This window comes from Kosakonia sp. Marseille-Q7440 (assembly GCF_965119485.1).
The window spans coordinates 1559084-1571090 of sequence record NZ_CBCPLT010000002.1; the positions used below are offsets into that span (position 1 = coordinate 1559084).

The 12007-nt window shown below is 53.0% G+C and carries 14 protein-coding genes and 1 riboswitch; of the genes, 4 read left to right on the top strand and 10 right to left on the bottom strand.

Annotated features, from left to right (window positions below; translation table 11 throughout):
* Positions 1-4: 4 nt before the first annotated feature.
* Both ACWPW2_RS21195 and ACWPW2_RS21200 read right to left on the bottom strand, forming a co-directional pair.
* On the bottom strand, positions 5-331 hold the full coding sequence (locus ACWPW2_RS21195) for a hypothetical protein (protein ID WP_454125187.1): 327 nt from the start codon (positions 329-331) through the stop codon (positions 5-7).
* 4 nt (positions 332-335) lie between these two features.
* Positions 336-869 carry a sugar ABC transporter gene (locus ACWPW2_RS21200; protein ID WP_454125189.1) on the bottom strand — a complete coding sequence of 178 codons (534 nt, stop codon included), beginning with the start codon at positions 867-869 and terminating at the stop codon, positions 336-338.
* Between the two features lie 153 nt (positions 870-1022).
* Between ACWPW2_RS21200 and ACWPW2_RS21205 the strand changes: the two genes are divergently transcribed.
* The gene (locus ACWPW2_RS21205) at positions 1023-1922 is read left to right on the top strand and encodes a LysR substrate-binding domain-containing protein (protein WP_454125191.1); all 900 of its coding nucleotides are present in this window, start codon (positions 1023-1025) and stop codon (positions 1920-1922) included.
* 95 nt (positions 1923-2017) lie between these two features.
* Positions 2018-2467 carry a hypothetical protein gene (locus ACWPW2_RS21210; RefSeq protein WP_454125192.1) on the top strand — a complete coding sequence of 150 codons (450 nt, stop codon included), beginning with the start codon at positions 2018-2020 and terminating at the stop codon, positions 2465-2467.
* A gap of 63 nt (positions 2468-2530) precedes the next feature.
* Here the strand turns inward: ACWPW2_RS21210 and ACWPW2_RS21215 are convergent, their stop codons facing one another.
* Both ACWPW2_RS21215 and ACWPW2_RS21220 read right to left on the bottom strand, forming a co-directional pair.
* Positions 2531-2974 (bottom strand): SRPBCC family protein, encoded by a 444-nt coding sequence (locus tag ACWPW2_RS21215; protein WP_438918800.1) that lies wholly within the window; start codon positions 2972-2974, stop codon positions 2531-2533.
* Between the two features lie 162 nt (positions 2975-3136).
* Positions 3137-3613, bottom strand: a complete 477-nt coding sequence (locus ACWPW2_RS21220; protein WP_042716233.1) for a GNAT family N-acetyltransferase — start codon at positions 3611-3613, stop codon at positions 3137-3139.
* A gap of 92 nt (positions 3614-3705) precedes the next feature.
* Between ACWPW2_RS21220 and ACWPW2_RS21225 the strand changes: the two genes are divergently transcribed.
* The gene (locus ACWPW2_RS21225) at positions 3706-4638 is read left to right on the top strand and encodes a LysR family transcriptional regulator (RefSeq protein ID WP_054803819.1); all 933 of its coding nucleotides are present in this window, start codon (positions 3706-3708) and stop codon (positions 4636-4638) included.
* 87 nt (positions 4639-4725) lie between these two features.
* Here ACWPW2_RS21225 and ACWPW2_RS21230 read toward each other — a convergent pair whose 3' ends face one another.
* The 3 genes from ACWPW2_RS21230 to ACWPW2_RS21240 form a co-directional block, all read right to left on the bottom strand.
* Positions 4726-6657 carry a methyl-accepting chemotaxis protein gene (locus ACWPW2_RS21230; protein WP_454125194.1) on the bottom strand — a complete coding sequence of 644 codons (1932 nt, stop codon included), beginning with the start codon at positions 6655-6657 and terminating at the stop codon, positions 4726-4728.
* A 563-nt stretch (positions 6658-7220) separates the two neighbouring features.
* Complete coding sequence (locus ACWPW2_RS21235) at positions 7221-7631, bottom strand: ASCH domain-containing protein (protein ID WP_454125306.1); 411 nt, start codon at positions 7629-7631, stop codon at positions 7221-7223.
* A 148-nt stretch (positions 7632-7779) separates the two neighbouring features.
* On the bottom strand, positions 7780-8793 hold the full coding sequence (locus ACWPW2_RS21240; protein ID WP_454125196.1) for a magnesium transporter: 1014 nt from the start codon (positions 8791-8793) through the stop codon (positions 7780-7782).
* A 55-nt stretch (positions 8794-8848) separates the two neighbouring features.
* Positions 8849-9027, bottom strand: a riboswitch (M-box (ykoK) riboswitch).
* Positions 9028-9453: 426 nt separating this feature from the next.
* On the opposite strand from ACWPW2_RS21240, the gene cspE reads away from it, so the two are divergent.
* Positions 9454-9666, top strand: coding sequence for a transcription antiterminator/RNA stability regulator CspE (gene cspE / locus ACWPW2_RS21245; protein WP_023479762.1), 213 nt, complete (start codon positions 9454-9456; stop codon positions 9664-9666).
* Positions 9667-9791: 125 nt separating this feature from the next.
* Here cspE and yajD read toward each other — a convergent pair whose 3' ends face one another.
* The 3 genes from yajD to ACWPW2_RS21260 form a co-directional block, all read right to left on the bottom strand.
* Complete coding sequence (gene yajD, locus ACWPW2_RS21250) at positions 9792-10139, bottom strand: HNH nuclease YajD (protein ID WP_023479696.1); 348 nt, start codon at positions 10137-10139, stop codon at positions 9792-9794.
* Between the two features lie 165 nt (positions 10140-10304).
* A complete protein-coding gene (locus tag ACWPW2_RS21255) occupies positions 10305-11483 on the bottom strand; it encodes an esterase (protein WP_454125198.1) in 1179 nt (392 codons plus the stop codon).
* Between the two features lie 114 nt (positions 11484-11597).
* Positions 11598-11960, bottom strand: coding sequence for a VOC family protein (locus ACWPW2_RS21260; RefSeq protein ID WP_454125200.1), 363 nt, complete (start codon positions 11958-11960; stop codon positions 11598-11600).
* Between the last annotated feature and the right edge of the window lie 47 nt (positions 11961-12007).

Below are 12007 nucleotides of genomic sequence, written 5' to 3' on the forward strand. Positions count from 1 at the left end.
GGGGTTAGTTGCGGGCGAAAAGGTGTTCTGCTGGCGATCCAAAGCAGCGGATACGGGCCGTCAGACCAGAGGCCTGTTGCGTGGCAACATCCACTTCACGCATAAACTTCTCCATCACTTCGGGGATTCGTAATGGAGTGAGACGGTAAAAGAGCTCGGCATAGACCGGTTGCCCGCAGCCCGGCTTTACATCGATAAAAATGATATGCACATTTTTACGTTCTGCGCCGAGGATGTCACAGCACAGGGCGCTGCATTTGTCGGTAAAATCGTAGAGATTTTTGAACTTGTCAGCGTGATTTTCAGAAATATAAAAAGTCAGATTAGGCATGACGTTATGGCGTCCCTTTTTTAGTGCTCTGCAACTGCGGTGTAAGAGCCCCGTAGAGCCAGACACCGGGCATATCTGTAAAGGGCGAAGCAATTTCAGCAGGCAGAAAATAGGCAACGCGCCGGGCAGGGCTTTTATCCAGCGCCACCGCAGCCATTTTCAGTCCTTGATATCCCAGTTCTGATTCTAAAAAGCCGATTTGTGTTGCGCTCAATAGCAGAACTTCATTGGCAGAGAGCGCTGGCGCAAGACCCTCGCCGGCATAGAGGTTACGGTGCCAGTCAGTAATGCAGGCCTGCCAACGGGAGAAATTACCGCCTCCTTTTAAACGGTACTCCTCACTGCTGAGCACATCCGCATCATCGACAGTGTGAATGGCAAGATAAGTCGGGCAGCCAGATTGAAGAGCACGAAAGCGTTGAGAGGTGGTAAAGCCAGTAACAGATATTAATGCGGGTAGCTTTTGATGGCTGTAAAACGCATTCCATTCAGCCTCGCTTTCAGCATCGGTATACGAGCACTCCACGGTATAAAACATCAGCCCATCTCCACATGAGTCATAAACGCAAGCAAACAGGTTTGCTCAATGATTTTTCATCATGCTACAAGCTGGTTTAACCGCTTAAAATCGATACTATGTCATGCATCAGTGACATTTAGTCATTGAAGGTGAGAGCAAGGAGCCTCTTCTATGCGCAGAAAAATACCCAGCAGTGCATCGCTTCAGGCTTTTGATGCCGCAGCGCGGCACGGAAATTTTGCCCGGGCGGCAGAGGAGCTATCGTTAACGGAAGGGGCGATTAGCCGTCAGATTGCGCGCCTTGAAGCGCTGCTGAACTGTAAACTCTTTGACCGTGTGGGAAGCCGGGTAAAGCTTAATCCGCTTGGCGTGCGCTACGCACATCACGTGCGTGAAACCCTCGATCGGCTGGAAAGAGATACGCAATACATAATGGGCATGCCGCAAGGGAGTCAAAGCCTGGATATCGCTGTCCTGCCGACCTTTTCCAGCCGCTGGCTGATTCCCCGCCTGAACAGCTTTAACGCGTTCTTTCCAGATATCACTTTAAATATCGCCGCCAGAACGGATCCGTTTATTTTGCCGGGCAGCGGTTTTGACGCCGTTATTCATTTTGAACACTCCGCGTGGGCAGGCATGCGTATGCAATTTCTGTTTCAGGAAAATCTGCTGCCTGTTTGCCATCCTGCACTGTTAACCCATGATGACGTCAATCAGCAGTTAAACGCACTTCCGCGCATTCATCGCCGACAGAATCCCGATGCATGGCATCGCTATGCGCAGGAGAGCGGAATAGACCTCGATAACCCGGCGCAGGGCGCACGCTACGATCTGCATGAAATGGCCATCGCGGCCGTGATGGCGGGGCAGGGCGTCGCATTGGTTCCGCGTATGTATATCGAGAATGAGTTGCGCTGCGGCACGCTTGTTTCACCGTGGCCTGCATCAGAAAGCCTGAGCAAAAGATTCTGTTTAGTAAAACCGACGGAGACGGGAATCAATGAAGCCGCGCTGGAGAGCTTTGAAGGCTGGTTGCTGGCGGAAATGAATACGCTCGGCAGCAGCGATTGAGAGTGAGCTAAAACGTTACGTTTGTTGTTTTACTGAAATTAATTGCACTTTTGATTACCGGCGAAGATCCAACTGCCGAAACTCTGGAGAAGAGTATGCGCGAAGTTTTATCTGTTTTAGTGGGGCTGATTCCCCTCATTCTGCTTTTAACTCTGATGAGATATTTCTATAGATCGCTACGTCATCCGAAAAAAATCATTACGGAGAGCAACGGGCTAAAGAAAATTTCCACGCCACCGTCATTGTTCGGTTTATTCGCATCTCGCACGCTCTATTACTACGATGATGAGTTTTTTTATCAGATTAAGGAAACGGTGAAGCTTAAAGTTCCGCTTGCAAAAATAGTACGGGTGAAGCCGGGCTACATGAGGGTCAATAACAGACGAAACTGGGTGGTGACATGGCAGAGCGATGGCGCGGAAAAACAGGTCAGTTTTTATCACAACATTACCCTCTTCAACCATAATTTCGCTGATTTTTTACGCGCGGTTAAAGAAGCGAATCCGCAGGCAGAAGTGAAAGAAATCTCCTCTTCTTCTCTCTGAATAAATATCCGCTTTCTCTGTTCCTGGCGGGCATTACGCCCGCTTTGCTTGAGGCCCGACAGATTATTGCTTTGCAATGTTTGGTTCGGTTTCAGCCAGGTATTTCGCCAGCCCTGCCATTACCTCTGGGAAGTCGGCGCTGATGCCTTCGCCGAAAGCCTGCGCGTCCGGGCCTTCTGTGCTGATGGCATAGACCACTCTGCTCTGGTCGCTGCTTAAGGGTTCAATGCGGTGTTCCACAACGACGCGGGTTTGATCCACCCAGGTCTCATCAATAAAGTATTTTCCGTCGCAGACATCCACGAGCTGGCTGCGGATGCTGTCACCGTCCGGCAGCTCCATCGTGAACCAGGTTCCTGTTACAAATGGCCCCTCGGCGTGAATGGCTTTCACGCCTGCATTCCAGCGCTTCCAGTTCGCTGTGTCGGTAAATGCCTGCCATATCGCTTGCGGGCTGCTGTCGATGGTGAGCGTATAGGCGTGATTCCAGACGTTTTCGGCGCTCATATTTTTCTCGTTAGATTTAGGAAGTGAATAGTACCCGCTATACCTATAATCCAGTGCCGCTCACCAGGTCAAACCACCTGTCGCTGTTAGGCGCTATTACTACAAAAATCACCGCAGCGGAGTGAGGCTTTATGCCCGTCACGCTGCTGCGGTGTACGCCATTTATTCAGCAAACTTCAGCAGTGCGTCGCCATCAAGGCGGTAGCGTACCCATTCAGATTGCGGCAGCGCGCCGATGCTCAGGTAAAAATCAATGGCCGGCTGGTTCCAGTCGAGCACGCTCCACTCAAGGCGGCCGCAGCGGCGCTGCACGGCATATTGCGCAATCTGTTTCAGCATCGCTCTGCCCGCGCCCTGGCCGCGATAATCCGGGGAGATATAGAGATCTTCCATATAGATACCGTTGCGGCCAAGCCAGGTGGAGTAGCTGGTGAAGAAGACGGCATAACCGACGGTTTTACCCGCGATTTCACAGATTAACGCTTCGGTATTGCTGCCCGCGCCAAAAAGCGTCTCGCGGATCTCATCGGGGGTGGTGACCACCTCTTGCGGCGCTTTTTCATACACGGCCAGTTCATAAATCATGTCGTAAATAGCGGATGCGTCTTCCGGGCAGGCCGGGCGAATAGTGAGGCTCATCGGTTTTCCTGTTCGTTCAGTCAAGAGGTGAGATTGCTGGCGCTAAGCATAAGGGGTATTGTCTGAAGAATTAAGTGCAATGAAATCACACAATGATGAATATTATGCATCCGGCGCTGCGGCGTCTTGATCTCAATCTGCTGCCGGTTTTTGATGCTGTATACCGTTACCGCTCGGTGCGCCTTGCGGCTGATGAACTGGCGATGAGCACCTCGGCGCTGAGCCATGCGCTCTCACGGCTGCGGACCGCGCTCAACGATCCGCTCTTTTACCGGGAAGGGCACCGGATGTGCCCCAGCGTCTATGCCACCCAGCTCGCGCCTTCGATCGCCTCGGCACTGAAATTCCTCAACCAGGAGCTGACGCCGCAGCCGGAGTTCTCACCCGCTACCACGACGGAGCGTTTGCAGATCGCCATCACCGATTTCACCGCTTTTTGCATCTTCCCCGCGCTGATGGAGAAACTGCAATACGACGCGCCCGGTCTCGGTTTTGATCTGGTTTACTTGCCGCACAGCCCGGCGCTCACTGAATTACTGGCCGGCGAGATCGATCTGGCGCTGGGCTTCAGTACGCCGGATGAGGTTCGCCATCCGGAGCTGGATGAGATCGACTGGTTCAGGGATGAGTATGTCGTTATCAGCAACAAGAGCCGCTCCGCGCTGACGCTTGAGGATTATCTTGCTGCGCGGCATCTGGTGGTGACGCCGTGGAATGAGAAGCAGGGGGTGATTGATTTACAGCTTGAGCAGATGGGGTACACGCGGCAGATAGCAATCAAAACGCCGTCGATGCTGAGCGCGCCATTTATCGTCGCCCGGAGCGACTTGCTGATGGCGATCCCGCGTTTTGCCGCCGAGAAAGTGATGCCAGCCGTGGATATCACGCTCTTTGCCCTACCTTTCGACATCGCGCCGTTTGAAGTGAAGATTTACTCCCATAAACGCAGCGGCAAGCGAGGCGCGACAAGCTGGTTGCAGGCGACGCTGCAAACCCTGGCGCAGGAGATAAAAAGCGGGCGGTGAAACAGGGGGAGGAGAGGACGCCGCCTGGCGATGCGGGCGGCGTCGGAGTCGATTGCCCAGAACGGGTTCATTCTGAGCAGCAGCGGGTTACTGTGTTTTGAAGACGGCAACCAGCTGGCGCAGGCGCGCCGCGCGCTCGGCGAGATCGTCTGCCGAAGAGGCTGACTGCTGAACCAGCCCGGCGTTCTGCTGGGTCACCTGATCCATCTGGCTGACCGCGATATTAATCTGCGACACCCCGGAGCTCTGCTCGGCAGAGGAGGCGGAGACTTCGTTGATCAGCATTGAGGTCTGCTCGATTGCGCTGACGCTCTGCTTCACTTTGTCACCGGCGTTTTCCGCCATCTTAATGCCCGACTGCGCGTCGCTTACCGAGTTTTCAATCAACTCTTTGATCTCTTTCGCTGCCACAGCCGAACGCTGTGCCAGGGCTCTCACCTCAGAGGCGACAACGGCAAACCCTTTACCGTGCTCGCCCGCGCGGGCCGCTTCAACTGCGGCGTTCAGCGCCAGGATATTGGTCTGGAAGGCGATGCCATCAATCACCGCGATGATCTCTTCAATCTGACCGGCGCTGTTGCTGATCTTGTGCATCGAGGCCAGCACAGACTCCATCGCTTCACCGCCGAGCAGCGCGGCACTGGTTGCCGAGCCTGCCATCGACGCGGCATGGCGGGTATTGTCCGCATTCTGCTGAATAATTGAGGCGAGTTGCTCCATACTGGCGGCAGTCTGCGCCAGCGAAGCGGCCTGTTCCTCGGTGCGCGAGGAGAGATCGCTGTTGCCGTTGGCGATCTCTTCAGAGGAGGTCGCAATGGTCACGGCGTTGTTTTTAATATCATTCACCAGCGATGAGAGGTGTTCGCTCATCTTCATCAGGGACTGCAACAGCGCGCTCATCTCATTACTGCCGGTGACGGCAATACGGGAGGTGAGATCGCCAGTTGCCACTTCCTGCGCGATGCGCGCCGCTTCATTAACCGGGCCGGTAATCGAGCGAATGATAAATACCGTCAGGGTAATACCCAGCAGTGCGCTGAAGATCAGCACCGCCAGCAGGGTGATCTGTGCGCTACGCTGCGCCGAAATCTGTTTAGTTAACTGCTGCGAGAGCTCATCGCTCATGCCGTTACCCAGCACGGTGAAGTTGTTAATGGCTTCGGTAAAGATCGCCACATACTCCGTCGGTGCCATCGGCGGGCGCGAGTGGGTGATAAAGATCTCTCGGGCCGTAGAGAGCGCCTGCGTTGCGCCCTGAACAGCACCTTCCGTTTTACGACCAAACAGATTGCGGATCTCTTCGTTGCCGCCCAGATATTTCTTCATACCGACGTCAAACAGCTGCAGCGCTTTTTCGCCGTTGCCGATCTGAAACTCCATGCGGGCATTGTCGGTCTCGCTGATGCCATCTTTCTTCGCCAGCAGGGAGGTGCCGCTGGCGCGGATTTGGCCCAGGGTCTCGGTCAGCTCAGGCAGGTGAAAGAGCGCCGCCGTAATCAGTTGCGAGGTATCTAAATCGGGATCCAGCGACAGGCCATAAAAATCCAGCACGTCGATATTAAAGTCCAGCAGGCTGCGGATAAGCGCAGCATGGGAGACCAGGCTTTCCGGCGCGGTCAGGCTGCGGCTGTCGATCTGGTTTTGCAGCGCCTGCCACTGCTGATTAACCTTGTCGAGCTGCTGTAAAGGGTGCGCATCCGGGTTTTCAGCTACGATATCTTTTCTGATCTCATCAGCCAGTACGTTGATCTGATCGCGCAGCGCAATGCGCGGCGGATATGCAGGGTTACCTTGCGTAACAGCAATAGCGGATTCGGCGCGGTGGCGCTGAATCAGGTTAAGCAGCTTTAACAGCTTTTTCTCAACCGGAATCGCTTTCAGTTCAACCTGTTTGGCCTGCACTTTTTGGCTGCTTTCATTAACAAATAAAGCAGTCGGCAGTGCAAAGAGGAGAAGTGAAATGATACCCAGCACCATAAACTTCGTGGAGAGGTTAATTTTATTTAATAGGTTTTTCATTTTTACCCTGGTGATTGTAATGTTTTAAATGGCATCAATAAAATGGTTAATGCGCTCATGATAAAAATTACCCCCCCTGGATTCAGGAGGTTTTAATTTAAATAAAGCTGGCGACAAAAGAATTATAGATACGCATGGTGAATTGTCCATGAAGTAAATTGTTTAAATTTTCTAATTAAAATTTATAATTAATATTCATGTAAATCAATGATTTGTATTTGTTGCCTGGTAAGAGTGGGCCGAAATGGGTTACTTCGCTTAATGGTTTAAATTTATTTGGAAAAAAGCATAAAGTTTTAATTATTAGCGCCGATAACCACCCATTTAATTTAATTTTTCTGGATTTTAATAATTGAATAATAAGCCGGGTGGTTATTATATTTATGATAATGATTCGCAATTAGAAAATAAGCTTACGCAAAGTAATGCTATTTAATAATAGTTACTAAATTAATTTCTATATTAGCCACAATTGATTATTAACCCGTTATTAATGTGGTTATAGGATGTGGGCCAGGTTTTATAGCAGTAATTGAAGTAAACGCCGCGCGATGCGGCGTCTTTTAAATACGCTCAATAACTTCAAACTCTTCCGCCACCAGCTCCATCTCTTCAGAGAAGATCCCGGCTGCGGTAAAAAAGCGCTGATGCTCTTTGCGCCAGTAGTCGAGGCTTAAGTCGCCTTCACCCTCTTTACGGGCAAACGCGTCGGTGACATCACAAAAACGCGTCAGGCGCAGTGAGATGATGCGGATCACGCACACCGGCTCATCCCGGCCGTTAAGAATAATATTGTAACTGCCCAGTTTGGGCGCGGGATCTTCTGCCTGCCAGCAAGCGAATGCACCGCAGGAGGCGGTTTTGATGCCGCTGGCGACTAATGTTGCCAGCTCATCAGCCAGCGCCGGGCTGTCGCCGATCTGCCACGCCTGCGCGCCGGGGTACTTTGCTTTTAATTGTTCGAGCGTGCTCATCATAAAACCTTTTTTAACAGTCTGTTAACGGCTGACGATAGCACGTCTTGATGCGCAATGAATGCGCCGAAAATTGGGGGGAAGGGGCAGGGAACGCGCCGACGGATTAAGCCAGCGCGTCCCGGAAAGAGAGAAGAATGAAGTTATTTCAGTTCAGCCCAAGAAAATATTGCGCAATTTTGAAGTAGATAATCAGGCCGGTGCCGTCTATCAGCGTGGCAATAAACGGCGCGGAGACCACCGCCGGATCGATACCGACGCGTTTAATCACCATCGGGATCACGGAAGAGACCACTGCGCTCCAGAGCGTAATGCAGAGCAGCGTCAGGCTGACAATTAAGGTGATCTCCGGGCCGATGCCCATCATCCATGCGCGCAGGCATCCGGCAGCGGCAAGGGTGACGGCAATCATCAGCGCGGTGGTCATCTCTTTACGGATCACCCGGCCCAGATCGGCCATCCTGACTTCGCCCAGCGCCATCGCGCGCACCAGTGTAGAGGTGATTTGCGTCCCGCTATTGCCCCCCGTGCCGATCAGCAGTGGAATGAAGAAGGCCAGCGCAATGGCGGATTCCAGCGCCTCTTCAAAGTGCTGGATCACGCTGCTGGTATAGGCTTCTGCGACAAACAGCAGTAACAGCCAGAGCGCGCGTTTTTTCCATAACCCGACCGGGCTTATCTCCAGATACGACTTCTCCAGCGGTAAGGTTGCGCCCTGGCGCTGGGCATCCTCTGTTGCTTCATCGGCAAGCAGGTGGGCAATCTCTTTCTCTGCCAGGCAGCCGACAAGCCTGCCGTGCTCTGTGACCGGAATCAGCGTCATGCCCCGGTTTTCGATCAGCCGGGCAGTATCATGGCGCGTATCATCAGGCGCGGCGTGAACCAGATCGCTGGTCATTAAAGAGGTGATGGGCTTCGCGACATTCTCCTCCTGCAACAACGCCCTGATAGGCAGAGCGCCGCGCAGCATCGCACCGCATACGATAAAAACATATGTCGGAAAGTAGTCATCGCTAATCTGTTGCAGAAATGTCGAGCGGCCCTCCTCAACGGTCAGGTCGTCAGACAATGCAATAAAATCGGCAGACATATAGTGGGCAAGCTTATCGCCAGCCTGATGCGCCTCTGGATAGTGTGCGCCGTGAGTATAAATATGTGACATACAACGTTCCCTATAGAAAACTGCTTACAGGGCGAACAAAACAGGAAGATATAGAAGAAGATCCCTACGTCCCGGTTTTAGCACTGAGCAACGTATCCGCGATAAACACGCCGGAAGTTACCTTGGCAACACCTTGATTCGATGGATGCCTGTATTTCCCTGTGTGGTCTCTCTCGACACCATCAGGGCGGTAACTTGTTTTTGCTCAGGAGCCTCGCCATAACAAGATCGAACTGCGGGCGGAAGTATACCCCTGGTTTTAGGAGAGGATAATATGAACATGCAAATGATTGAGGGAGCGTTTAAGTTCGTAAAAACGTTCCTGAATGAGGCGATAAATACAAAAATTTTGCCGTTTGGCTTAAGCGGCTGAAGCCGCGCCGCTCAAGCCTTCAGGCTTTAGCAAGCAGCCGTCCAGGTGTGTAAGCGTTTAAAATAATTAAACTTAAACGTTGCCAAAAGAAATTTGCTGTGTCTTAATAGCGCCATCGGTTTGGAAGACAGACCTTATGAAAGCAGTTTTAGTAAAGCAGTCCTCAGTTCAAGAGTTATCCAAAGATACCCTTCTTCGTGAGCCTCCTCCTAAGTGCCAAATAAGATACTCTCTAATTACAGGCCATTATCGCCGCGCTAAGTGGCTCATCTATTAAGGAATTATCTATGTCTAATAAAATGACTGGTTTAGTAAAATGGTTCAACTCTGATAAAGGTTTTGGCTTTATCACTCCGGACGACGGCAGCAAAGATGTATTCGTACACTTCTCTGCAATCCAGAGCGACAGCTACAAAACCCTGGATGAAGGTCAGAAAGTTTCCTTCACCATCGAAAACGGCGCTAAAGGCCCAGCAGCTGGCAACGTTACTGCCCTGTAAGCCGCGCTGATTATCAGCAAGCCTTACAACCGCGATGACGGCGATAGCCTGAGCAGTAAGCGCAACTGATAATGAAAAAAAACCCGCCACGAGCGGGTTTTTTATTGCCTGAATTTCACGCAAACTTACTTCTTCTTGCCCAGCATCGACTTTAGATCCGCAAACGGGTTATAGGTCGCCGCGCCGACATCTTTTTGCGCATCCTCTCCCGCAATCACGTTCGTGCCGTACTGATCCGCTTCGGTATATTTCGAGTGCTCATGGTCATGGCAAAACAGGCACAATAGCTCCCAGTTGCTGCCATCTTCCGGGTTGTTGGTGTGATCGTGATCGATATGATGAACCGTCAATTCGCGCAGGTTTGAGTAAACAAATTCCCGCGAGCAGCGCCCGCAGACCCACGGATAAATTTTGAGTGCTTTCTCACGATAGCCGCTTTCCAGCCGCGCGTAGTTTTTAGGGATTAAAGCCATTGCCGACATTACCTGTGTTTTAGAAGAGGGTATTTGTTGACGCAGGCTAGCCTGCCAGGCCTGCGAGTTCAACCTATTCTCTTCGCCAGCGCGCGACAGCAGAATTCTCAGGCGAACAGCAGGGGCAGATAAGCGCCTTCCCGAAGGATGAGAAGGCGCTTGCCGTTACTTAAACACTTTCTGCACAAACTCGGCGTAGGCCGGGCGCCAGACATCCATCTCGTGATTGAGGCCCGGGTACATTTTGTAGTCGAAATGGACGCCCTTGCTCTCCAGCTCCGTTTTCAGCCCGGCGATATCCTTGCCGGTAACGGAGTCTTTTTCGCCGACCACCACGGTGAAGTTGTGCAACTGCTTATTCACCGCCTGGGCGTTATCGAGCTGGCGGGTAATTCCGGCATCCGGCACCGTTGCGGTAGTCACGCCGCTGAAGGTTGCCAGCCAGCCAAAGTGCTCAAGATGGTGCATACCGGAGTAGAGCGCCTGGAAGCCGCCCTGCGATAAGCCCGCCAGCGCGCGCCCGTCGGCATCTTTACGCACGTTAAAGCGGCTGTCGATGAGCGGAATAATGTCCTGCATCAGTTCGCGATCGGCGGCCTGCGCATTCAGCGGATAAAACTCTTTACGCCGCTCTTTCGGCGGGAAGTTCTCCGGGATCGCCTCAGTAATATCCGTCTCCGTATCCGGCACTACCACCAGCATCGGCTTGATTTTCCCCTCCGCCAGCAGGTTATCCATGATCTGCGGCAGGCGGCCCTGGTCAATCGCCGACAGGCCGGTATCGCCAAAGCCATGATAGAAGTAGAGCACCGGCAGCGGCTCGCCTTTGCCGTCATAACCCGGCGGCGTCCAGACATACATCCGGCGCTCGGCACCCAGCGCTTTCGCGTGGTAGGTGACCGTCAGCAGATCGCCATGCGCCACCGCGCGATCGTCAAGCAGCGAGCCCGGCACCAGAATCAAGCTGGTGTTCACCTGGCGCTGCGGTTTCTGGAAACGGCTGCCGGTATCCACCGAGCGGAAACCATCAATGTCGAAGTAATACTCATACAGATTAGGGGCCAGCACCTCGCTTTTCCACGACCAGACGCCGCGCTCATCTTTATGCATATCATGCGAGACATAGCTATCCGGGCTGGAGCCGGTTACCACCGAGACCCGCTTTGCGCCCGGTGCGAAAAGGCGGAAGGTGACGCTCTTATCGGCGTTGAGCTGGGTTATGTAGTGACTGACCGGCACCGATTGATCCGGCGTGACCGGCAGCGGCGCAGCCAACGCGGGCAGCGTCGAGGCGCTGAGCAGGGCGGAAATAGCGAGTGTCAGGCAGGCGAGGTTTCGTTGCATTGTTGTTCCTTTTTATCGTTATAGGAGGGTTAACCGGGCATCAGGCGATAAGCCCGGCAAACATCCGCTAAGGGATAAAAACAATACCATCTCCCGGGGCTGCGAACAGCCCGCTTAATCCGGAATACAAACCCGGATGCGATGGCCGTCCGGATCGCGGGCGACGAACGTCCGGCCGAAAACTGCCTGCGCAGGCGGCTGCTCGATCTCAACGCCCAGCGCCAGCCACTGCTGATAAAGCGCATCAACTGCCGCGCTATCCTGCACCATAAAACTCATCTCCATGCGGTTGCCTTCGCCGCCGGAGAGAAAATCGGCGGCGCGGGTGGACCACAATCCGAGGTTAAGCCCGTTGGCAAAAGAGAACGCCGCCCAGGTGGGCAGCACCACATCGGGCGTTTGCTGAAACAGCGTCTGGTAAAAATCGCTGCTGCGCTGTGGGTCGGAAACATAAAGGATGAATAAATTCGGTATCATTGGGCACTTCTCTCCTCAAGGTAATGGGGAAATGACTATCGCAGGGA